Here is a 22,001-nt window from a genome sequence, read left to right as displayed (position 1 = left end):
AGAATGAAAAGGTTAGATGGTGGAAAGATTAAAAAAAGTGGAATGTTTTTTGTTGTATTAGAGGAAATTAGTTCAATGCTTTTTAGTTAGAAGCAGAAGAAATGGACCTAGTATACTAGGATAGAAATTATTTCAGGTAAAGGGGAAGTTATTTCAAATTTTGTAAACATGGATAAGTTAGTTAAAGGATTAGTTCTATTAACCACAATGGGACTTGTATTGAATTTGTTTGATTTTTTCAGCTATGGACATGCTGATTTGGTTTGTTATGCACTTTTGATTTTAAGTGGAGTGTATTTTCTCATTAAAAAGTACCGGCTTCGAAATGAAGGATAAATCCAGTTGTTTTATCGTTTCGCTTTTTATATGAATTGGCTTTTTTATTTTAAAGTTTTCAGAAAAAAGCTGTATCGGTTGAACACAAGGCTTTTATAGAGATAATCAAGGAAGTCAGGTAACGATTTGGTAACGGTGCTTATTGCTTTGTTTTTCAACGTGTTTCCGTTAGCTCATAGCAAATATACGAAAAAATTAAAGGATAGGCTTCAATTTATCTATCCTTTAATTATCACTCTTAAATATTTTTTATTTTCACAAAACATATATAACACATTAATTACCAGACATTCCGTTAACAAAAGTGTCTACAAAATCTAAAATTTTATTCAAAATACGATCTCCTGTTTCTTTGAATTTCAAAACGCTAGGTTTTCCATCTTTTCTTAGACTTAAAAGTTCATCTCTTAATGGTTCTCTTTCTGAGAAAAGATAGTTTTCGATAAGCTTTTCCGTTTTGTCGTGGTGTAAGTTCTCTGTATCTATCAACTCTTCGAGTGCCTTTTCTTGCTCTACATTCCAGAATTTTTCAAACTCTTCAGGAATAGTATCTGTATCTTCAATATTTGGTAAGCTCTCTTGAATAAATTTATCAATTAATTCTCTTTTACTTCGTAATGAAACCTCGGTGTTCAATAAGTTGGTAATCTCTTTTTCAATGCTTTCTTTATCTTTCCCGCTGTGTTTGGATTTGAATTTGACCAACAATTGAATGATATATGTTACATTAATTGTATCGCGTCTTATCAATTCCAATTCAAAATCAATATCGTTGAGGATAGATGTTTTTTCGGGCGATGGTTCTGTTCCTAATTTATCTTTTAGATCCAAATACTTACTCGTGTAATCTGCAAATAGTTGCTCTTCGATCTGCAAATCATCCCAAGTAAATTCGGTATAATGGCTCATCTTCTTGTGTAGACGCATCAAAGCACGAAAAGCTAAGATAAACTGTAATTTATCTTCTTCTGAATATAATCCATCAACAGATGCAATTTCTGGAACGATTTCTAATAGTTTTTGTGTGGCTTCATTAAATTTATCGACATAAATCTCATAAGGTTCAACTATAATTTCATCAATCGCTTCTTTATTACTGAACAAAGCAATCGCTTCGTCTGTTTTATCTTTTAAATTTCTGAAACAAACAATATTTCCTTGCGTTTTGTTCTTATCCAATATACGGTTGGTTCGGCTAAATGCTTGGATTAATCCATGGTATTGAAGGTTTTTATCAACATATAAGGTGTTTAGATTTTTACTATCAAATCCTGTTAAAAACATATTTGCTACCAAAAGAATATCCGCTTCGTGTTTTGGGTGTTTCGATTTTTTAGCTACGGCATTGTAATAATTGTAATATCCTTCGTTGTCTTTGATATTTTGCTTTTCACCAAACATCTCATTAAAATCTTCAACATAATTTTCCAATAACTCTCTACGGTGTGGTTTATATCCGTATTCAGTTTGAGGTTCAGCAGCCATATTGATTTGAGCAGCTACTTGTTCTTCCATTTCTTCTTCATTCTGAGCAAAACTGAAAATAGTTGTTATTTTAAGATTATGCTCCCCATTTAATTTTTTACGTTTAAAAATTTCATAGTATTGAATAACCGAATCAATATCTTGTACACACATCATCGCACAAAATTTCTTGTTTTGTGTTTTCCGATCATGATGCTGAATGATATAATCTACGATTGCTTCTTTACGTTGAGGGGCTTCAAAGACTTCTGTTTCGTTGATTTGCTCCACTTTTAAATCAATGATATGTTCTTTTTGCTTAAAGGTCTGAATGTATTCAACCGAAAATTTTAACACATTTTCGTCACGTATGGCATCAGTAATTACATATTTATGCAGACACTTTCCAAAAAGACTTGCTGTGGTTTTCATTCCGTCAGAATTCTTTTCTAAAATTGGTGTGCCTGTAAAACCAAACAACTGAATGTTAGTGAAATAATTTACTATGTTTTTATGCGTATCACCAAATTGCGAGCGGTGACATTCATCAAAAATAAAGACCATTCTTTCATTCTGAATAGCTTTCATTTTACCTAAATTTCTGATTGAAATCGCATTATTCAGTTTCTGAATAGTTGTAACAATTATTCGAACATTCGGATCATTAAATTTTCGAACTAAATCATCTGTATTAGTAGCAGAACTAACAGAACCTTTACTGAAATTATCATATTCCTGATTGGTTTGATAATCTAAATCTTTCCTATCCACCACAAAAACCACCTTTTTAATGGCTGGAATATTAGATAAAATCTGACTAGCTTTAAAACTAGTTAAAGTTTTACCACTTCCTGTTGTATGCCAAATATATCCGTTTTTTTCAATATTATAACCGTTCAGGATTTCATTTTCTTTTACCTTTTTGATTATATTTTCTACTGCATAGTACTGATACGGTCGAAGCACCATTAAAGCCTTTGCGGTTTCATTCAGCACAATGTATTTGCAGATCATTTTACTGATATGACAAGGTTCTAAAAAAGTATCCGTAAAACCATTCAGTATGTTGTTGAGTGGATTATTCTGTTCGTCTGTCCAGTGAAAAGTCTGAAGATATTCCTGCTTGTGTGTTCCGAAATTGCTGAAATATTTGGTATTTACGCCGTTACTGATAACGAATAATTGTACAAAATGAAACAAGCCTTTGCCTGCTCCGAAACTATGTTTTTGATAGCGGTTGATTTGGTTGAATGCTTCCTTCATTTCCAAACCTCTTCGCTTTAACTCAATTTGTACTAATGGCAAACCGTTTATCAACAGTGTAACATCATAGCGATTTTGATATTTTCCTTCCTGTGTAATCTGATTGGTTACCTGATATTCATTTTGACACCACTGTTCCACATTAAGAAATTCAAAATATAGATTATCACCATTATCTCTAATGATATGATGCTTCTTTTCTCTTAATACCTTGGCTTTTTCAAAGACAGATCCCTTATTGAGAATGTTTAATACTTTTTCAAATTCACTCTCGCTAAATTGTATATGATTGTGCTTTTCTAATTGCGTTTTAAGGTTTGCCAACAAAGATTTTTCATCAGCTATAGTAATATATTTATATCCCAATTTTTGTAATTGGATAAGGAGTTGTTCTTCTAAAATTTGCTCAGACTGTTTGCTCAAAATAATTATGAATTAGGAGTTAACCGTGTTTTTTTTTATCTACACAAATTTAACAAAATAAAGTGATCTCAATTCATTAGTACCTCCTAATTCATAATATAAACTTACCTCAAAGCTTTAAACATTTGTTCAATGGCTTTCTTCTTTTGTTCCATATTTGGATGAACATATAAATTTAATGTTGTACTTATATTTGAGTGCCCCAATAAAACACTAACTGTTTTGTAATCACAATTACTTTCAATACATCGGGTAGCGAAGCTGTGTCGTAACCCGTGAAATTTAAGTTCAGGCATTTTTAATTCCTTCATTAAGTTCTTGTAATAGCTTCTATAGGTTCTTGGCTCCGTGGGTTTGGCATCGTTTGTCAATACAAAGAACGAGGGATTAACTATCTTTTTAAATGGTTTGAGTATTCGTAATAAATCCTTACTTATTGGAATCTCACGAATAGAATTTTTTGTTTTAGGTGTATCAAGAATGAGTTCTGTTCTTCTATTCCCATCTTCTATAACATATATACGTTGAATTGTACGATTAACGCTGATTACTCCATTGTCTGTATCGATATCTTCCCAAGTTAAAGCACATAGTTCTCCGATGCGCATACCAGCACTCAGACATATGTAAATACCTAAATTTCTAAATGTAAAATGCTCTTGTATATAGTTCATAATTTTTTTCTGGTCAGTTTTGGTAAGCACTTCGATATTATGCTTTTCACGCTCAGTAGGAAACTGAATATCAAATGGAGTATAGTCCAACCATTTGTTTTTTGCTCCGAATTTGAGAACCATTTTCAAAACAATTAAAATATCTTTAATTGTTTTATGACTTAATCCTGCTGCCAATTTTTGGAAAACAAAATTTTGTACATCCACTTCTTCAACGGCACATTTATCCCCGAAAATAGGCAGTAGATGGTTTTCTATTAATAGCGTATATGCAGAGAAACTTGACTTTTTTACATACTGCTTTTTGTCTATTTTCCATAGATTGATTACTTCTGAGAGTTGTTTTTGTTCATTCATTATATTATTTTTTTAAAATCTCAAAGGAAAGCAATTAAGGACACTTTATCCCCCAGATGGATTTGGAACTAAGTTCCCAAATTTGAGATTTCCTGAGTTTACTGAGGAGTGGGAAACTAAGAAGTTGGGGGAGATTGGTGATGTGAAAATGTGTAGAAGAATCTTTAATGATGAAACTGAACCAATGGGTGATATTCCATTTTTTAAAATTGGTTCATTTGGAAAAGAAGCTGATGCATTTATTTCAAAGGAATTATATTTGGATTATAGAAAGCGATTTTCATTTCCTAAAAAAGGAGATATTTTAATTTCTGCGGCAGGAACAATCGGGAGAACAGTTGTCTATGATGGAAACGACGCTTACTTTCAAGATTCTAATATTGTTTGGATTGATAATGATAATAAAAATATCACAAATGAATTTTTGTATTATATTCTACAAATAGTGAAATACAATACGGAAGGTGGAACAATTCAACGGTTGTATAATAATGTTCTGAAATCAACAAAATTTAGTTCTCCTTCAATCCAAGAACAGGAAAAAATCTCAACATTTCTGTCGCTTGTTGACAAAAGAATTCAAACCCAAAACAAAATAATTGGACAATTAGAAACCTTAATTAAAGGGCTTTGTCAGAAACTAATTCTAAAGCAAGTGCCGAATAAAAAATTAAGTGATTGCGTCTCTTGTTATTCATCATCATTAACAGAATCGAATGTAATTGATAAAAATGGAGTTTATCCAGTTTATGGAGCTACAGGTGTTATTGCATTTACGGAAAATCCACAAATTAATGAAGATGCCGTTTTAATAATAAAAGATGGTTCTGGAGTTGGAAAGGTTCAATACGCATCGGATAAGTTTTCGGTTATTGGTACTTTGAACTATTTAACTGTAAAACCAGATGTTAATTTGAAGTATATTTTTTTCTGTTTAAAATTTTTTAACTTTGAGAAATACAAAGTTGGCTCTGGGATTCCACATATCTATTTCAAAGATTATGGAGAATCATTAATTTTTTGTCCATCACTTGATGAACAAGGTAAAATTGAGAAATTACTATCATCAATTGATGAGAAAATAAAGATTGAAAAGACGTTATTAAAAAAATATGAGATACAAAAAAAGAACCTGTTGCAGAACCTGTTTATATAAATAGGTTCTGCAACAGATATTGTTTTTGACAATGGTATTTATCTAAAATACTTTTCTCGGTTTCAATTTTTGCATCTATCGAAGACAAGAATATGGAGATTTTGGTTTGTTCGTCTATAGATGGAATTAAGATTTTAAACTTCGAAAATTCAGTTTTATTTATAATTGGTAGAGTTGATGAACTTTGGGTTGACTTAATATAATCAGAAATATTTTTAATTGCATAAAATAGAAACTCACTATCAAAACAAGAATGAGGTATTACAGAATTTATTTGTTGATTTGTTACACAAGGGTTTAGAGATAAACTCATTTTTCCAATTGAAGCAATACAAGTAAACATTATGCTCTTTTGAGGAAGAATTTTTAGGTTATCAGCCTTCTTAATTGTCCGTTCCGTTGAATGTTGATATTTATTCTCTGTTATGTCTGTTGGTGTTACAAATTGAATATCTCCATTCCATAAATCTAAATCTTTAGTACTGGGTGTTTTTCCTGTAATTATTTCTCCTATTTCTCCCAAACTCTTCAATTCCCATTCTCTCATAAAACCTTTAAATCTAATTTTCTGAGAAAACAGCTTTTCACTTAGCCCTTTAATTAAGGATTTTATTTCCTATGTGATTACGATTCGCTATCAACTATACGAACGAATTCTTAATCAAGAAAATGAATATGTTCAAGTTAAGGATACTTTAACCTATGAACAGCCAACTAAATATTTGGTAACAAATACGGATTATTCATCTGATATTTCGTTACTTCCAGTTCTAACTGCAAATAAAGCTTTTATATTAGGATATACCGATGAAGAATTTGGTGTTTATGACAAAGGTCAATGTATCATTTTCGATGATTTTACAATGGATATAAAGTTTGTTAATTTTCCATTCAAAGTAAAATCTTCAGCAATTAAAGTACTGACAGCGAAATCAAACGTGAACCTAAAATTTATATTTGAGTATTTGTCATTTTTAAATCTATCATCAAATGAACACAAACGGCATTATATCTCCGAAATTGAGACTATGGAAATGCAATTACCAAATTATATTCAACAAACATATGTTGCAGATTTTCTAGCAAGTATTGACGATAAAATAAAAACTGAATTTGAAATTCATACGCTATTACTTAAGCAGAAACAATACTTGTTAGCTAATTTATTTATATAAATAAATTAGCTAACAAGTATCTCTTTTGTTTTTCAAATTTATGCAATAGTTGGCTTTCAATATCAATCTTTGAATCTATAGATGAAAGGTAATCAGCAATCTTTTTTTGCTCTTCAATACAAGGTAAATCAAATTTAATTCTCGCAAAATTGTCGTAGAAAAGATAATCTCTTACTCCCCCTTCAACATTTCTTAAAACTTCTCTATTAAAAAAATCTGTCTTTAGATATTGATATAGAAAGTTGTCATTTACGGTGTTATCTGTTTTAAAACAAACATACAATGAACTGATAATAATATTCTCTAAGTTTTCACTATAGCCAATAGACCCCACATTAATTCTTGCTGGATTATAGGCAAAGGTGTTCTTGTTAATTATTTTGTATAATTTAATATCGTAGCCTCTATCTTCGCTATCAACTCCCTCGAATTGCTCACTTTGCGGAACGAATCCTAATTTGTTATTTATAGAATAAACAGGAAGCTTTTCGTTATTTTTATTTCTCTTATTTACAAGAGTTGTAACCTCTCCCAACTTTTTAGTATTCCAATCTATATAGTTTTCATTGTTTCCATTTTTAAACCTCAATTGACGTGAGAATAATTTCTTACTAATCGTAATCTTTAATAATTTCAACTCCTCAATTATTTTGTTTTGGGTTTGAATACGTTCGTCAACAATTGATAGAAAAGATGCCAATTTTTTTTGTTCTTCTATAGAAGGAAATGGAACTTTAAATTTTCTTAAATCACTTCCGTTTATTGAATTAATCGTTGCTCCTAAATTTTTATATACAATTTCCTTGTATTCATTTGTATCAAACCAATGAAATAGGAACGTATTAAAAGAGCTTCTATAAATCGACATAAAAGCTCCAAAAGCAACCCCTTCGTTTTCCTTATTAATTAGTGCATTTTTACCAATTAAATTTTTACTACCATTCCTAACACAAATTAAAATGTCGTTTTCTTGAACAGGATTATAATTATCTGTTCTTACATAAACATTATCATCAAAAGCCAAACTTCTATTTTGAACATTAGATGATCTAAGAACTAGCACACCATTTTCAGCGATGTCATTTGGACTATATGTTAATCCATTAACGATTTCTCCGATTTCCCCCAACTTCTTAGTTTCCCACTCTTCGGTAAACTCTGGAAATCTCAAATTTGGGAACTTAGCCACATTTTTATTATCTTTTTGTATCTTGGTCATCGTATTATCTTCTTATTCAGCATTAGGGATTTAATCTATTTGCTTTTTTATTTTTATTTTGTACCTTTGCAACAGCTCAGTAACCATTTCTTTATTGAATGTAAGTGTTAAAGGAGTATAAGAAGCCGTTTAGTTCCGCTAAGCGGTTTTGGCTTTTATATACGTTTCGTATTCTTTTAACAACTTCCTTTTTCTATGTTCTGTTTCAATATAGTAAGCCGTTATGAACATATAATATTCTCCTCTGTCGGTTAAAATCACAATATAATTTTCGATTTCATTGAACAAAACAATACGTTCATCTTTCCCTCTTACATTTTTCCAGATGAGAATTTCCTCGTGTTCAAAGTTTTCTATAACAAACTTTGGAAAACGTATCCGCTCCATTCTTCTAACATCAGGTTGCCTATTAGCTTCGTCTTCTCCTTGGTGCGTAATGTGATAAAATGTACGATGCATTCCGTCCACTTCCGGATATTTTCTAACAGATACTTTTAGACCTTCATAAATAGGCTGTGCTTTGATAAAATCGTTATGAAAAACCGAATAAACAGCGTCAAAATATGTAGAAAAAACTCCGCCATATTCGCCAAAAGATATCAATGCAGGAAACACTAAACTCATACAAAATATGGTTTTTGTGGTTCCCAAATAAAAACATTGAACTTTCGCTCTTTCAATAAAGTAGATTTTGTTAAAGAATATTTAGAGCGATGTTTAATGAGATTGATTAATTCATTTTTAGTTTTACTATCTGATAATCCTCTATTTACATAAGCAGTAGCACCCACTAATAAATCTGCCAATTGCAAAATTTCTACTTCGTGAGATCTTACCTGTTGTACTTTTTTAATAATTTCTTTAGAATAGTCGTATTTGTCATTCCTTAAAACCTGTTCCAGTTTATGAACCTTTTCTTTACTTCTGGTATCTTTAATGTCTATGTAAATATGATGAGAGTTTTCAGGATTCAAGATAGCTTTCAACATTCCAAAATACATTTTATAGTAAAATGTATCGTGTGTATGACTGAACTTTTCATAATCTATTGCAGATTTATTAGATACTACAAGCACCCTAAATTGCAAGTCATCATCATCAAAAAAATAATTGATTACATCTTTGTAATACTCAATTTTTGATTTTGAAACTTTGTTCCATTTAAGTTCATAATAAGTTCGATTTTCATTATCATTCTTTTTATTTTTAGGAATTAGGTTGTGTTTGAGTTTAAAACTATACAATCTTTCAAAAATTTCTTCCTTCTTTTCAATCGGACAATAAACAGCCCCGATAACCATAACAGGCTCTTTGTCATTCTGTAAATGACAACTTTCATCGCAATATATATTGATTGTTGGCTTCATTATAAAAAATTAAAAAACAAGTCCCAATTCTTTGAAATACACATCAATTTCTTTGTCCAATTCCCCTCGCTTGGCTTCCAAAGATTTAATTTCCTGCATTACAACTTGGATATCGATTTCTTCTTCAGCTTCGAAAGTATCTACATAACGAGGTATATTAAGATTATAGTCATTTTCTGCAACTTCTTGTAAAGTAGCCAAATGACTGTATTTCTCAATTTCGGTTCTATTACGATAAGTTTCCACAATCTTATTGATATGCTCTTCACGTAACATATTTTGGTTCTTAACTTTCTCGAATTCTTTACTTGCATCAATAAATAGGATATGGTCAGGATCTTCCTTACATTTCTTAAACACCAAAATACAAGTCGGAATACCAGTTCCGTAAAAAATATTGGCAGGTAAACCAATTACAGCATCTAAATAATTTTTATGTTCAATAAGATATTTTCGAATATGTAATTCTGCCGAACCTCTAAACAAGACACCGTGTGGCAATACAATAGCCATTGTTCCGTTTTCAGCAAGATGATGAATCATGTGTTGTACAAAGGCAAAATCTGCTTTGCTTGCAGGGGCTAATTTACCGTATTGACTAAAACGTTCATTACTAAGATGCAGAGGATTAGCACTCCAGTTGGCTGAAAATGGTGGATTTGCTACAATGGCTTCTGCTAACAAACCTTCGTGTTGAGGATGTTCTAAAGTGTCTTCCTGTTTGATATCAAATTTCAGATAATGTACGCCGTGCAATATCATATTCATTCGGGCAAGATTGTACGTTGTCCGATTCATTTCTTGTCCATAGAAATTATTGACGTCTTTTACTTCTCTTGCTACACGCAGTAATAATGAACCTGAACCACAGGTTGGGTCATATACCGATTTTAAACGGTTTTTACCAGTCGTAACGATCTTTGCGAGAATTTTAGATACTTCTTGAGGGGTGTAGAATTCGCCCGCTTTTTTTCCTGCACCGCTGGCAAACTGACCAATCAAGTATTCATATGCATCACCTAATACATCTAATTCGGTATGTTCTAATTTGAAATCAATTTCATCCAAATGGGTCAACACTTTAACGATGATTTCATTTCTTGCGTCAGCTGTCTTACCTAGTTTAGTACTATTAAGATCCATATCTTCAAACAGGTTATCAAAGTCTTCTTCACTTTGAGTTCCCATTGTACTCAGCTGAATATTCGTCAGTATTTTTTGTAAATCTTCTAATATAAATGCATTGGTATCGCTATTCCCTCGTTTAGCTATTTCACTAAATAATTCAGAAGGTTTTAGAAAATACCCCAATGTTTCCAGTGCTTCTTCACGAATAGCATTAATATATTCTAAGCCTTCGGCAGAAGTTTCGTCAATATTTCTGAATTGGATGTTATCTTCTTCTAAAATAGAATTAGCATAGATTTCCATTTTCTCCGCCAAATATTTATAAAAAATAAATCCCAAAATATAATCTCGGAATTCATCAGCATTCATTTTCCCACGTAATGTATTGGCGATATTCCAGAGCTGTTGCTCTAATATTTTCTTTTGTTCTTCTGACATTGAAATAAGCGTTATTTGATTAGGGATTTTTTATCCTTAAGAATCCACTAAAATAGTAAACTTTTAGATTCTAAACATTAAGCTTGCTATAAAAATGATGGTTATTTAAATTGTAAACTTGCTTTATAGCTTGTTTGAAAATTTATTTATTGTCAATGATAACATCTGTTACCATTTTCTTCCTCTTTTCTTTTTCTTCCTCATCTTATTAGCAAATTGTTCTTCTTCATAATCTTCGCCCTGTGCATCAGATAGCAGGTTAAATAATCCTAAATCAGAATTAGAAGAATGTTCCTGTGAGATAAATTCAAAAAAGTCTGTTGTTGGCAGATTTTCCAATGTATTTGTATTGGAAACAGGACTGTCCTGTATCTTTGGTTCTGGCTTGTTTCCGTTGTTCCACCAATCATTGAATGCATTTGCTGAGAGGTTTCTGTCTAATTGTGAGCCGTTCCAAACGGTACGACCTTCGTGATCGATGAAGGTCATCCCGTAAATTCGCCCTTCATTATTACGTCTCACAACCGTATTAATTCCTTGTTCAGTCAATTGCTTTTTAAATTCTATTTCATTGTTTGTGGTGTGTATAGCCAATTCAATGGTATTCTTTAGGACAGACCTTATAGGCGTGGTTTTCATTTTCTCTTTAGACTGCTCAAAGTGTTTTTGCAGTTGTGCAACGCCTGCATCTTTCCCGAAAAGTGATGCTTTAAATGGATTGCTTGCCTTGTTGCCGTTTTCATCCAATGCAACATAGACCAATCCGTTTACAGGTTGTCCGTTCCGTTCGCCTTTGACTTCTTCTGCTGTGATATTGAAAAGAGAAAGTAACGCATTGTAGCTACCCATAGACGTAAAGCTATAATGCTTTGGCAAATACCGTACTACCGAAGCAATCTGACTTTTGATGTCGCCTTTATGGTAATCTACAGGTTTGAAAACTTTGTTGGATTGTTTGTGCTCCTGTTCAGTTGCCTTTTGCAGATTGTATTTTGTTTCCAAATCCCGACAAATAGCCATTGAGCGTGGATGATCGTAATCATCGGGGATTTTCTTTCCGTCAATAGCTACACAAGTCGAAACAATGTGTATATGCATTCTGTCAATATCCGTATGCTTGAAAACAATATATGGCTGATTGCCGTAGCCCATACGCTCCATATACTCCTGTGCCATTTCCATAAACTGTTCATCACTGACCTTATCCGCAGGATCTGGGTTCAGCGATATATGACGTACCGTCTTTTCAGTTTTAATATTTGCAGACAGATACGGCTCAAAGCATTTATTAAAATAGGCTACAGAATACCTGCCGTCCACCGTGTCGGGTATCTTGTTCAGTAACAAAACCGTTCCGTTTTCCTTGTCCACTTTCTGCTGATTGTAAAGAATTGCTCCGTACATATTGCTTCCCTTTCCAATTTTTGCAATCATATTTTTACTCTTTTTTCAGATACTTCTCTTCAAATTCCTGTGTCAAACGGATGACTTCTTTCGTGATTTTTACCAATTCTATGGTTTCTTTTTCCAATTTAAAAAGGTATGTTCCTGCTTTTTTCTCTGAAAAATTGCGGTACAATATCTTCACAATTTGATTGTAATTTGTTCCGATTGCTCGAAATTGGCTAAAAAATCGGGTCAGTTTTTCGTGATATTCTATGGCATCTATATCAATTTTGACGGTCTTTACCGTCTTCTGAAAGATGCAAGCTGTAATAAAATGTGCCGTTATTTTCATTCCCGACTGGTCAAAGAGGGCAAGAAACTTGGCGTTATCCTCATCATTGAGGTTGAAGGAATACCGATGTACCGCAGGGTCAATCTTCGGTTTTCTTCCTGCCTTTTTAATCTGATTTCTGTTTTTCTCTTCCATAATAAATCCATTTTAATTTTTAAACAAACGGGCGACTTCGGAGCCGTTTCCAGCCCCCTGCAAGGGCAAGTGCTCTTGAGGTACGGAAATTTATTTCGAGGACCTCAAGAGATAACTTGCTCTGAACAGGGGTTCAGAAAATCCGTTTTGCAAACGGATTGGAGTTAGTAGGAAAAACCCATAGCTTCCATTACAAATTTCGGTAAGACTATTTGAATAATAGCTATTTATAACGACGACAATGAACGCCAAATGATGCCACTGAATGCCACCCTGATTAAAATTGGGACTGCTTTTACTTCCTTTGTATATGGTTAGCCAGCTGGTTACCTGTATCGTTAACGATGTAACCAATCAGCATAAATCCTGATTACAAATGAGGGTGACTGATAACAAATCAACGTACGTGGTTGCTGGCTAATTGCATACCCTTAATTAGCTGTTTCGCTAATTAAGGGTATGCAGGTACATAAGTATATATGTTGTTACATAGGTGCAACAGTAAATACAGCTGACTACTTAACTAACCAAACAGTTAATTGGATATAACATTAAAGTTGAGAGATATGATACACGAAGAAAACAAAAATCAGCAACCCGAAACAGAGAATTTTTCTATTGAAAATTTCCTAACTGATGAAAAGAAAGAACCTGAACAAGAGCAGAACACTTTACCGCATAGCGATGACCTTACTGCCATCGAAACAGGAGAAAAATCTGTAGAAGGAGATACAAAACCGATTGCAGGCAATACCAAAAGAGCCGTTTCAAAACCAAAGAAGCTGACGAAAGAGGATTATTGCGTAGCGTTCTTTAAAATCCCTAAAAGGAATGCAAGCAAAGGCAAATCGGTCTATGTACGGCAGGAACATCACGAAACATTTAACAGGCTTACCAACATTATGGGAATTGACAAGCTGACAATTTATGCTTATCTGGATAATATTATCGAATACCACTTTCAGGAGTTCGGAGAGCTGATTAAGGAAATCTATAACGATAAGCACAAGCCGTTGTTCTGATAACGGTTTGTGTAGGCAAAGAGCAATATAATCTTTTGGATATTCATCGCTCATTGTGCCCATGAACGCCAAACAGTGCCACTGACTACCACTTTGGGCAAAGGCTTCGTTTTCGGGATTAAATTCCCGAAAAACGAAAAATCATGCTACACAAAGAAACAGTCAGCAGTGAGATGTGGAAACTTCTCCAGACACTAATGAAAGATGAAATGCTGAAAGATTTTAACCTTGTAGGGGGAACTGCATTAAGTCTACAGATTGGTCACCGATTGAGTATTGATATTGACCTTTTTACAACCAAAGGCTTTGATGAACAGAAGCTATTAAAACATTTAGTCACTAAATATCCTCGGGTATTGATAAACGATATGTTTAATAATACAATCTTACTTGATATAGATAAGATTAAAGTTGATATTCTTTCGCATCAATATCCATGGCAAAAGTCAATTGAAACAAAAGATGGGATACGATTAGCATCCTTAGAGGACATAGGGGCAATGAAACTCCACGCCATCTTCCAAAATGGTACACGGATTAAGGATTTTATAGATATGCATTTTCTATTAGAACACCATCCGTTAAGAACCTATTTAGAAGCATATCAAAATAAATATGGCGGTAATCCTGCAATGGCTACATACGCATTATTGTATCACAAGAATATCGACCACGAAGCAAAAGTTAAGTTGTTAAAAGGTAAAGAGACCGATATGGAAAAAATTAATGAACGCTTAAACAAGGCGGTTCTTAATCCGTCTTTAAAATTTGGACAAATACCCGATCTGCCGAAAAAAGGTAGAGGCTTTAGGCGTTGAAAAATCAATGAACAACTAAAAAAATCGTATCTTTACTATATGGAATTAAGAGAAAAAAATAACGACATTCCAAATCTTGACCGAGTGTTTTTTTGGGATTTCGACATCGAAGCAATGGACTTTAAGAAAGCCTACAAGACTATTATAGCCCGTATCATAGAACGTGGCGGTCAAAATGAAATTGATGAACTTGTCCGTTTCTATGGTCATAGCAGGATTATCAAAGCAATCCGTGACGAAATTTACTTCTTACCCAACTATGCAATTGATAGGGCATTGAGGTTCTTCCCAGAACTTAAAAAGGAAGAAATGTACTGCTACCTGAACCGTAAGGATAAGCCTTACCATTGGATATAAATTAAAATCTTATAGAGGGATAGGTTGAGAAATCAGCCTGTCTTTTTTTTCATCCAACGACTTTTAGCCTAATAGTTCCAACCCCAATAGCGGAGTTCTTTTTGCTTCCTTTTCTTGCTCTGCAACTTGTCAAGAAAAAGAAATTGGGCTATCCCGAACCATAGATACAAGGGGTATCCTGCATATGCTGATTATAGTTCTGAATCTCTCTCTCAAAAAATATTTTCAAAACAAAAAAACAGAAAAAAAAGAAAGCCATTTTAACAAGGCGGACAGGCGAAAAACCAAAAGGAAACGGAATAAGTCCCGAAGGGTGGCAGGGGAACAGATTAACCAGACGAAGCCACCTTTTTGCCCTGCCATTATGCCGTAAGCTTTTGGTTGGGTGGTGCGGTGGCTGTCCGCTTTATCTTTGCGACCTTTTTATTCTTTTTTAATCCATTCCAATCAAAGAAAGGGTACAAAAAATACGTAAGGGATAAGGATAGGCTGTTTTTGATATGCTTTCCTTTATCCGTAGAAAACTCTTTAAATCTGTGAGGGCTTGGCGAGGAAAATTTAAAGTGTTTTAAGGATTGCTTTCTTTGCTATTGTGCCAATATAAGCCAAATACTGCCACATAAAACCAAATGAAAACAATACATTCTCTTGTGTTCTATATTGGGGGAAATTTTGAACTTATGGCACAAAAAGTAAATACCAACAAAGAGCGTAAAGAAAACGAGCTATCCGAGAAGAAAAAGAATGCTCCTTTTATGCAGGTCGATAAGCATAGCGACCCGATTTCCAACTTTATTTCCAACTTTAAACGTCAATTCAAAGATACAAAGGGTTTAGGTCTGGGCAAGTTGTTCGGTGGCAAGCGTGTTGAACAACAAAAACAGACTACCGAACCCGAAAGCGTAATAGGTGCAACAAAAACGGTTATGCGTTCGGATTTCAAAAACGATAGAAAAAGTCAGACTGTACAAACCAACAAAAAACCAGCTTTGAGAATGGATAATGCAATCAAACAGCAACAGGCTCGCCCGAAAAACAATAAACCAAAATTGGGATTGTAATACCGTATTTGGCAACTGTACGCCAAATGCTACCTCTGACTGCAACATTGAAACGCCCTGTATAAGTACCTTATACATTTGAAGTCTAAATTGATTAGAATATGGAAATAACAGTTTTAGACATTCAGATTTTGAAAGCATTGCATAGGGAAGTAAAGGAAGTTTCTTTATTGATTTCGGAAATGACTGCACCCTACAAAGCATTGCAACAGGCAACGAAATGGCTCGACCAACAGGAAGCCTGCCAACTGCTTAATATCAGCAAAAGAACGTTGCAGACGTATAGGGCAAAAGGCATTCTTGGAGCAACGCAAATCAATCGGAAAACGTATTTCAGATTATCCGAAGTGGAGTTACTTATGCAGGGAGAGCGACCATTAAAAAAGCAAAAGAAATGAAACAGATTGGAAATTCAAACGAAGATATGCTTGCCTTGCTCGAAGCTGTGGTAGGCATCAAAAATGAACTGTTGTATATCAGAGAATATTTCCATCCATTACTAAAAGGGGAAATCTACCTGTCAGGCGAACAGGTTTGCGAGATGTTACACATAAGCAAACGGACATTGCAACAGTACAGGGATGACGGACTGATACCTTTTATCAAGCTCGAACGGAAAATCTTGTTCCGTGAAAGCGATATTGTAAAAGTATTGGAAGATAACTATCAGCGTTAGCCGAATGTTTAGGACTGTTTATATCTTATCTGATTATTTTTCTAAATAGGATTCTAGTTTTTTTAAAATTTCATTTACGATAAATCGACTATTTTGGATTGATCTCTCACTCTCATTTGTGACATCAATAAAACCGAGTTTACATTTTTTGCCTAAATTGTCAAAATGAAATGTTCCGAAATTGCTGTCAATTTGATTGGTTTTAGGATAAAGCAATAATGTTTTTTCAGCTTTCCAATGCAGATTATACACGAACATTTGCTTTAAATCATCGTCTGACGGATTATTGGCTTCAATGATTTTCCATTTGGTGTCAATGACGAATGTTTCGTCTTTGGTTTTCAACACAATGTCAGGACGAATGCGTTTGTTCTCCCAAAAATTATCGGAATTTTGAAACGATACTTCGATTTCTTCGGTTTTGTGTTTTTGAAGAATACGGAAAATATATTCTTCCCACAAAGCATTCATATCGAACAAAAGCGTAAGCAAATTCTCGTTTCCGTAATTCAAACTTGGCGAATAATTCAGAATGATAATTTTTGCAATATTAATCGCTTTTTGATAGTCGTTGTTTTTTCGGTCAATAATGATTTTATCAAAGTGCTTTTTCTGAATAGCCAAATTTTCAATATCTTGAAATTCAAATAGCAATCGGTTTAGTTTGTCTTTCAAAGAATCATTGACAAAAGTTTTCAAAACCAATAAACCTTTATAAAGAATCTGATGTAACAAATGGTTTTTATCGTAAACCTGATGTTCACAATAAAAATGCTCTTTATGCACAATATTTTGTTGAATGTTTTGAGCAAAAAGTAATTTGCCTTTTAGTGCATTTTGATTGGATTGTCTTTTTCGGTATTTCTTTATCAAGCCTTTTTTTATCAATCGTTCAATTTCGTTCAAATACAATTCAAAATAAACATCCAAAATCGAATAGTAGCGTTTTTTGAGTTGCGTTTCTGAAATGGATTCAACCTGAATTTTCTTGCAGATTTTCAGCATATTGAGCAATACATTTTGCCATAGATTTTTGTCTGCATTTTCGTTGTTATCGGCTTTAGGAAGAATCTCAATCGTTAATCCACCAATTTGAATCACACCAACATAACTTCCAAATCGGATTCCTTGATGAATAATCGTGAAATATTTGTTTTGATGCAGTTCGTTGAATTTTACCATTGCATCAAAATGATGTTTTCGGAAATCTCCCGAATCATCGTATCGCAATTTTTGATACTCAAAAACCTGTATAAACTTTTTATTCTGCATCAATTAGTCTTCGTAAACAGAAATAAAAGTTTGTTCGTCCCAATTTTCAAAAGGCGTAAAGCGATATACTTTTTTGTCTTCTAAAAAGTCATTTTCATAGCTGAAGTTCTTTGAGAATTTTGCCTTATTTTCTTCTTGATAGATAAAACTTCCTCCCAAAACCAAACCTATCTTTCCGAAATCTCCGTAAAAATATTCTTCCAAAAGCGGAATAATTTTGTCTTTGAAAGTTTGTTTTAAATCTTCCAAATTTTGGATTCCAATAAAATATGAATGTCCGATTTGATGGTCTTTGTCAACCAAAACTTCTATACGTTGATTAATCATTTCTAAAAGTTGTTTCAAATCAACATCTTGATATTCTGAATTGAGTAAAACACTTGGATTGGGTTGCATTTCAACGAATGAAAAACGTCTTCTTAAAGCTGTGTCCAACGCTTCTACGCTTCGGTCAGCTGTGTTCATTGTTCCGATAATGTCCACGTTTTTGGGAACTCCAAACTCTCTCTTTGAATAAGGAAGTTTTACTTTAAGTTCGTTGACTGCACCAATTCTCTTGTCGGGTTCAATCAACGTAATTAATTCTCCGAAAATAGCTGAAACATTACCTCGATTGATTTCATCAATAAAAATTGCGTAGCGATTTTCTGTGTCGTTTTGTGCTTTTAAACATAGATCCTTAAATATTCCGTTTTCAATTTGGTAAGAAATAGTTTCTTTACCTTCTTCCATAACGGGTTTTATTCCTTCAATAAAATCTTCGTAAGAAAATGATTGATGGAAAGTTGTAAATACGTAGTGCTTGATTTCTTTATTAGGATTCGGCTTGAAATTATTAACGGAATCGAGAATATCGTAAATTTCGGGTGCTTGTTCTTTTAATTCATTTTCAAGTAATTCCCATTTTTTATCTTTTGTTTTGTCAAAAATATAAGGCGTTTGTCTTTGCGTGTAATTGACTGTTTTGGATTCAATTATAGTATGAAATTGTAAATTTCCCCATATCGTTGCCCGAACATTTTTTGATTCAGATAAAACCGCTTTTTTAGAAACCCAACGGTTTTCTAAAATATCATTGACTTTACTTGTTCCCACTTCTAAAAGAGCCAAAGCAATGGTTTGCCACCAAGTCAATCCACTCACAATTTCTTCAAAATAAGATTCTGGGCTTATACTTTTTTCAGAAATTGTGTACTTAGGAAAATACTCGTTTCTCAATGTATATGTTTTTCCTGTTCCTGGTGCTCCGAAAAGGATTTGATTTAGTGAAATCTTTTTATCAGAATTTATGTTTTCCATTGGTTTTTCGGTTGTTGTTTGATATTCTAATTGGCTCAAAATTTCATTTCTGAAATCAATATCAAAAGCCATTTTTTCCAATTCTTTTTTATTGTATTTGGAATAACCTGAAATTTGAGTGCGATTCAGTTCGTTCTCAATTGAGTTTAATATGGATTGTTTATTTTTATGAGCTTCTGAAATATTATTCATTTTGCATAAATAAGCAGTTGGACTACCGTCAAAATTCACAAAATTCTTGCTTATTTGTTGCTCTGAGATTGTACGGAATTTATAGTCATCTTTACCGATAGTTGCTGTATTCCAAATATATCTTTGTCCGATTGTAAAAACAATTTTGTTTTTATCAGCATTAAAGACCAATCTTTTGTCGTCTTCTTGAAAACCAAAATTTTCAATTATTGAATCTAAAAAATCGTAGTATTCTTCTAATTGTTTTTTGTCAAACTTTTTCAAAAGTTCGAGTAAATTAAAATCTTTAGCATCTCTGAAAACGACATACAAAACATTCTGAATCATCAAGTATTTATCATCCCAATTTGGTTTTTGATAAAATTTGCGATAGGTATTGATGAAATTATTGTCGTTTAATAAATTTTCTTGAATAATTTGGTTGGCTAATTCTTGCAAATGTAAAAATCTTTCTCCCGATTTTTTCGCTTTTATATTTAGTTGCTCACAGAAATTCTTGTAGTAATCTGCTTTGTACAACATATATTTTTCAGGAAAACGAAAAGCCAAATAAACCGAAATTGTTCGCTCGTCTTGTTGAGTGTTGATGTTCGTTCGGTTTAACGATTGTCTTACTTTGGGAAGTATTTTTTCTGATTCGGTTTGAAAAATTTTGATTCTTTGTGAAATTTCTACCGATTCATCATATAGATTCCGAAACATTTCTCGAACTTCATTAGGAAAAAGTTGTGTTGATTTTTCTATAAATCCCCACGAATTTTGATAAAGTAAATTAGATACTTTACTGAATGAAGATCGAAACATTTGATGAAAATCTTGGGATTCTAAATCCCAATTCTGCTGAAATGTATTTATTGCTAAATATTTATACGCTTCGTTTGGTTCTCCGTTTTCTTCTAAAATGTCAATATATTTCTCAATCAAGTGATAAGTTATGTTTTTTAGGCTTTCAGTCATTGCTTATTAATGATTTAATATATAGCTGACTAAATTACAAAAAAAGCCAATGCTTATGACATTGACTTTTCTTGATTAATTTATAGATGTCATAGTTGTGAAGTAAAAGACCGTCCCATTCCCTTAAATTTATGCGATACCTTTTGCATATCCTTTCCAACTTTCTCGTTGAGTATTTTGGCGTAAATCTGCGTTGTGGCTATGTTTTTATGTCCTAACATCTTGCTTAAACTTTCCAGCGGAACACCCTCACTCAAAAACAACGTGGCAAAGGTATGACGTGCTAAATGAAAGGTTACTTTCTTTTCTTTAAGGCAATCGATTTGTTGGGATATTCGCTTTAGGCTGTTATTACAAACTGTATTTGATGGTACGGGAAATACCTTTCCGTCCTTTGAGAACCCTGCATATTTCTCTATAATCATTTTTGGAATATCCAAGAGCATCACGTTTGATGATGTTGCCGTTTTCTTTCTGCGTACAATAATCCATTGGTTGCCATCAAAGAAATCCTGAATATTACTGTTTCTTAGTCCTTTAATATCTGAATATGAAAGACCAGTAAAGCAACTGAAAACAAACAGGTCTTTAACCAATTCGTCTTTCTTTTTCTCGCAGTTGAACGTTACAAGTTGTTCCAATTCATTCCGTAGCAGATAACCTCTGTCTTTGTCTTTTTTGGTGTTCTTATACTCGCTGAATGGATTGAAAGTAAGATGCTTTCTGCTCATTGCCAAGCGGCAAAGCGTGGTAAATCCAATCATATATAACCAAATGGTGTTGTGTGTCAAGCTTTGGTCATCACGCAGGTAATAATCAAAGTCCTGTACAAAATCAGATGTAAGATCGTTGAATGATAAGTCAGAATATCCGTACTTTGTCAGTGCAAAATTACGCAGGTGCTTTAAAAGTGTTTTGTATTTACTGCGTGTACCATTTACCCGAAGTCCGTTATTGACCTTTTTCTCATAGTCCGAAAGGAACTGTTCATAGAACTTGAAAAAGGTCAGTTCTCCGCTTTCCATCCCAAGAACGGCATTTTTAAGTTTAGCACTGTTTACAGCTCCCTCATTCTTTAAAATTTTGGAATAGCATTCTTCGATACCCAAACGGATTTTGTCGAGTTTGCTGTTTGTGTCTTGTGCTTCTCGGCTTTTACCTAAAACCCTGCCGTACTTCAAATCCCAATTTGTTGCAGAAATATCCAGCTTGGTACTAAATGCAGATTGTTTACCATTTACGGTAATTCTGCACATAACCGTAACTTTTCCGTTTTTCTTTGGGGCGTTCTTTTTAAGGTAGAACAATACCTTAAACGTTGATTTTTTTGTCGTTTCCATACTCACAATTCTTAATGATAAAATTAAACCTATGTGAGCTACGGAACAATATGAAAAACTATGCAGAAAGCTGAAATACAGTATTTTAAACGATTGTTTCTAATATTTAAAAGTAACGTTTTAGTAACCTTACT

At 33.2% G+C, this 22,001-nt stretch carries 21 protein-coding genes; 9 read left to right on the top strand and 12 right to left on the bottom strand.

Going from position 1 to position 22,001, the window contains the following annotated elements:
• Nucleotides 1-168 precede the first annotated feature (168 nt).
• Nucleotides 169-336 carry a hypothetical protein gene (locus tag HX004_RS09595; RefSeq protein WP_286442277.1) on the top strand — a complete coding sequence of 56 codons (168 nt, stop codon included), beginning with the start codon at nucleotides 169-171 and terminating at the stop codon, nucleotides 334-336.
• A 276-nt stretch (nucleotides 337-612) separates the two neighbouring features.
• On the opposite strand, the gene HX004_RS09590 is transcribed toward HX004_RS09595, so the two are convergent.
• Nucleotides 613-3,486: a type I restriction endonuclease subunit R gene (locus HX004_RS09590; RefSeq protein WP_286442276.1), complete on the bottom strand. Its 2,874-nt coding sequence runs from the start codon at nucleotides 3,484-3,486 to the stop codon at nucleotides 613-615.
• A gap of 104 nt (nucleotides 3,487-3,590) precedes the next feature.
• A complete protein-coding gene (locus HX004_RS09585) occupies nucleotides 3,591-4,517 on the bottom strand; it encodes a tyrosine-type recombinase/integrase (protein ID WP_286442275.1) in 927 nt (308 codons plus the stop codon).
• 82 nt (nucleotides 4,518-4,599) lie between these two features.
• On the opposite strand from HX004_RS09585, the gene HX004_RS09580 reads away from it, so the two are divergent.
• On the top strand, nucleotides 4,600-5,673 hold the full coding sequence (locus HX004_RS09580) for a restriction endonuclease subunit S (protein WP_286442274.1): 1,074 nt from the start codon (nucleotides 4,600-4,602) through the stop codon (nucleotides 5,671-5,673).
• Here HX004_RS09580 and HX004_RS09575 read toward each other — a convergent pair.
• On the bottom strand, nucleotides 5,666-6,220 hold the full coding sequence (locus HX004_RS09575; RefSeq protein WP_286442273.1) for a restriction endonuclease subunit S: 555 nt from the start codon (nucleotides 6,218-6,220) through the stop codon (nucleotides 5,666-5,668). The two genes, HX004_RS09580 and HX004_RS09575, sit on opposite strands and share 8 nt — an antisense overlap.
• 73 nt (nucleotides 6,221-6,293) lie before the next feature.
• Here HX004_RS09575 and HX004_RS09570 point away from each other — a divergent pair, with 73 nt between their 5' ends.
• Complete coding sequence (locus tag HX004_RS09570) at nucleotides 6,294-6,848, top strand: restriction endonuclease subunit S domain-containing protein (protein ID WP_286442272.1); 555 nt, start codon at nucleotides 6,294-6,296, stop codon at nucleotides 6,846-6,848.
• Here HX004_RS09570 and HX004_RS09565 read toward each other — a convergent pair.
• The 6 genes from HX004_RS09565 to mobA form a co-directional block, all read right to left on the bottom strand.
• Nucleotides 6,841-8,067 carry a restriction endonuclease subunit S gene (locus tag HX004_RS09565; RefSeq protein WP_286442271.1) on the bottom strand — a complete coding sequence of 409 codons (1,227 nt, stop codon included), beginning with the start codon at nucleotides 8,065-8,067 and terminating at the stop codon, nucleotides 6,841-6,843. The genes HX004_RS09570 and HX004_RS09565 overlap by 8 nt on opposite strands.
• Nucleotides 8,068-8,205: 138 nt before the next feature.
• Nucleotides 8,206-8,691 carry a hypothetical protein gene (locus HX004_RS09560; protein ID WP_286442270.1) on the bottom strand — a complete coding sequence of 162 codons (486 nt, stop codon included), beginning with the start codon at nucleotides 8,689-8,691 and terminating at the stop codon, nucleotides 8,206-8,208.
• Entirely contained in the window at nucleotides 8,688-9,434 is a 747-nt protein-coding gene (locus HX004_RS09555) for a DUF3800 domain-containing protein (RefSeq protein WP_286442269.1), read from the bottom strand. Before HX004_RS09555 ends, HX004_RS09560 begins: the two co-directional genes overlap by 4 nt.
• Nucleotides 9,435-9,443: 9 nt before the next feature.
• Nucleotides 9,444-11,000: a type I restriction-modification system subunit M gene (locus HX004_RS09550; protein ID WP_286442268.1), complete on the bottom strand. Its 1,557-nt coding sequence runs from the start codon at nucleotides 10,998-11,000 to the stop codon at nucleotides 9,444-9,446.
• Between the two features lie 168 nt (nucleotides 11,001-11,168).
• Complete coding sequence (mobB, locus tag HX004_RS09545) at nucleotides 11,169-12,434, bottom strand: conjugal transfer protein MobB (protein ID WP_286442267.1); 1,266 nt, start codon at nucleotides 12,432-12,434, stop codon at nucleotides 11,169-11,171.
• 4 nt (nucleotides 12,435-12,438) lie between these two features.
• On the bottom strand, nucleotides 12,439-12,873 hold the full coding sequence (mobA, locus tag HX004_RS09540) for a conjugal transfer protein MobA (RefSeq protein WP_286442266.1): 435 nt from the start codon (nucleotides 12,871-12,873) through the stop codon (nucleotides 12,439-12,441).
• Between the two features lie 566 nt (nucleotides 12,874-13,439).
• Here mobA and HX004_RS09535 point away from each other — a divergent pair.
• From HX004_RS09535 to HX004_RS09510, 6 genes are all read left to right on the top strand, one after another.
• Nucleotides 13,440-13,895: a DUF3408 domain-containing protein gene (locus HX004_RS09535; RefSeq protein WP_286442265.1), complete on the top strand. Its 456-nt coding sequence runs from the start codon at nucleotides 13,440-13,442 to the stop codon at nucleotides 13,893-13,895.
• A 143-nt stretch (nucleotides 13,896-14,038) separates the two neighbouring features.
• Nucleotides 14,039-14,713 (top strand): nucleotidyl transferase AbiEii/AbiGii toxin family protein, encoded by a 675-nt coding sequence (locus HX004_RS09530; protein ID WP_286442264.1) that lies wholly within the window; start codon nucleotides 14,039-14,041, stop codon nucleotides 14,711-14,713.
• Between the two features lie 39 nt (nucleotides 14,714-14,752).
• Nucleotides 14,753-15,070, top strand: coding sequence for a DUF6922 domain-containing protein (locus HX004_RS09525; protein ID WP_281715135.1), 318 nt, complete (start codon nucleotides 14,753-14,755; stop codon nucleotides 15,068-15,070).
• Between the two features lie 680 nt (nucleotides 15,071-15,750).
• Nucleotides 15,751-16,131 (top strand): hypothetical protein, encoded by a 381-nt coding sequence (locus tag HX004_RS09520; RefSeq protein WP_286442263.1) that lies wholly within the window; start codon nucleotides 15,751-15,753, stop codon nucleotides 16,129-16,131.
• A 101-nt stretch (nucleotides 16,132-16,232) separates the two neighbouring features.
• Nucleotides 16,233-16,529, top strand: coding sequence for a helix-turn-helix domain-containing protein (locus HX004_RS09515; RefSeq protein ID WP_281715133.1), 297 nt, complete (start codon nucleotides 16,233-16,235; stop codon nucleotides 16,527-16,529).
• Entirely contained in the window at nucleotides 16,526-16,807 is a 282-nt protein-coding gene (locus HX004_RS09510) for a helix-turn-helix domain-containing protein (protein WP_021191501.1), read from the top strand. Before HX004_RS09515 ends, HX004_RS09510 begins: the two co-directional genes overlap by 4 nt.
• Nucleotides 16,808-16,840: 33 nt before the next feature.
• Here the strand turns inward: HX004_RS09510 and HX004_RS09505 are convergent, their stop codons facing one another.
• From HX004_RS09505 to HX004_RS09495, 3 genes are all read right to left on the bottom strand, one after another.
• The gene (locus HX004_RS09505; RefSeq protein ID WP_286442262.1) at nucleotides 16,841-18,079 is read right to left on the bottom strand and encodes an McrC family protein; all 1,239 of its coding nucleotides are present in this window, start codon (nucleotides 18,077-18,079) and stop codon (nucleotides 16,841-16,843) included.
• Between the two features lie 3 nt (nucleotides 18,080-18,082).
• Nucleotides 18,083-20,527, bottom strand: coding sequence for an McrB family protein (locus tag HX004_RS09500; protein WP_286442261.1), 2,445 nt, complete (start codon nucleotides 20,525-20,527; stop codon nucleotides 18,083-18,085).
• Nucleotides 20,528-20,616: 89 nt separating this feature from the next.
• The gene (locus tag HX004_RS09495) at nucleotides 20,617-21,867 is read right to left on the bottom strand and encodes a site-specific integrase (RefSeq protein WP_286442260.1); all 1,251 of its coding nucleotides are present in this window, start codon (nucleotides 21,865-21,867) and stop codon (nucleotides 20,617-20,619) included.
• Between the last annotated feature and the right edge of the window lie 134 nt (nucleotides 21,868-22,001).

It is taken from the genome of Myroides sp. 1354 (assembly GCF_030324495.1).
In the GTDB taxonomy this organism is placed as follows: domain Bacteria; phylum Bacteroidota; class Bacteroidia; order Flavobacteriales; family Flavobacteriaceae; genus Flavobacterium.
The sequence above is the reverse complement of the archived record's forward strand: the minus strand, read 5'-3'. Positions and strand labels throughout refer to the sequence as shown.

Coding starts and splice junctions, on each gene's coding strand:
- HX004_RS09595 (WP_286442277.1), top strand. CDS start 169: ATGGATAAGTTAGTTAAAGGATTAGTTCTATTAACCACAATGGGACTT.
- HX004_RS09585 (WP_286442275.1), bottom strand. CDS start 4,517: ATGAATGAACAAAAACAACTCTCAGAAGTAATCAATCTATGGAAAATA.
- HX004_RS09575 (WP_286442273.1), bottom strand. CDS start 6,220: ATGAGAGAATGGGAATTGAAGAGTTTGGGAGAAATAGGAGAAATAATT.
- HX004_RS09565 (WP_286442271.1), bottom strand. CDS start 8,067: ATGACCAAGATACAAAAAGATAATAAAAATGTGGCTAAGTTCCCAAAT.
- HX004_RS09560 (WP_286442270.1), bottom strand. CDS start 8,691: ATGAGTTTAGTGTTTCCTGCATTGATATCTTTTGGCGAATATGGCGGA.
- HX004_RS09555 (WP_286442269.1), bottom strand. CDS start 9,434: ATGAAGCCAACAATCAATATATATTGCGATGAAAGTTGTCATTTACAG.
- HX004_RS09550 (WP_286442268.1), bottom strand. CDS start 11,000: ATGTCAGAAGAACAAAAGAAAATATTAGAGCAACAGCTCTGGAATATC.
- mobB (WP_286442267.1), bottom strand. CDS start 12,434: ATGATTGCAAAAATTGGAAAGGGAAGCAATATGTACGGAGCAATTCTT.
- mobA (WP_286442266.1), bottom strand. CDS start 12,873: ATGGAAGAGAAAAACAGAAATCAGATTAAAAAGGCAGGAAGAAAACCG.
- HX004_RS09535 (WP_286442265.1), top strand. CDS start 13,440: ATGATACACGAAGAAAACAAAAATCAGCAACCCGAAACAGAGAATTTT.
- HX004_RS09530 (WP_286442264.1), top strand. CDS start 14,039: ATGCTACACAAAGAAACAGTCAGCAGTGAGATGTGGAAACTTCTCCAG.
- HX004_RS09525 (WP_281715135.1), top strand. CDS start 14,753: ATGGAATTAAGAGAAAAAAATAACGACATTCCAAATCTTGACCGAGTG.
- HX004_RS09520 (WP_286442263.1), top strand. CDS start 15,751: ATGGCACAAAAAGTAAATACCAACAAAGAGCGTAAAGAAAACGAGCTA.
- HX004_RS09515 (WP_281715133.1), top strand. CDS start 16,233: ATGGAAATAACAGTTTTAGACATTCAGATTTTGAAAGCATTGCATAGG.
- HX004_RS09510 (WP_021191501.1), top strand. CDS start 16,526: ATGAAACAGATTGGAAATTCAAACGAAGATATGCTTGCCTTGCTCGAA.
- HX004_RS09505 (WP_286442262.1), bottom strand. CDS start 18,079: ATGCAGAATAAAAAGTTTATACAGGTTTTTGAGTATCAAAAATTGCGA.
- HX004_RS09500 (WP_286442261.1), bottom strand. CDS start 20,527: ATGACTGAAAGCCTAAAAAACATAACTTATCACTTGATTGAGAAATAT.
- HX004_RS09495 (WP_286442260.1), bottom strand. CDS start 21,867: ATGGAAACGACAAAAAAATCAACGTTTAAGGTATTGTTCTACCTTAAA.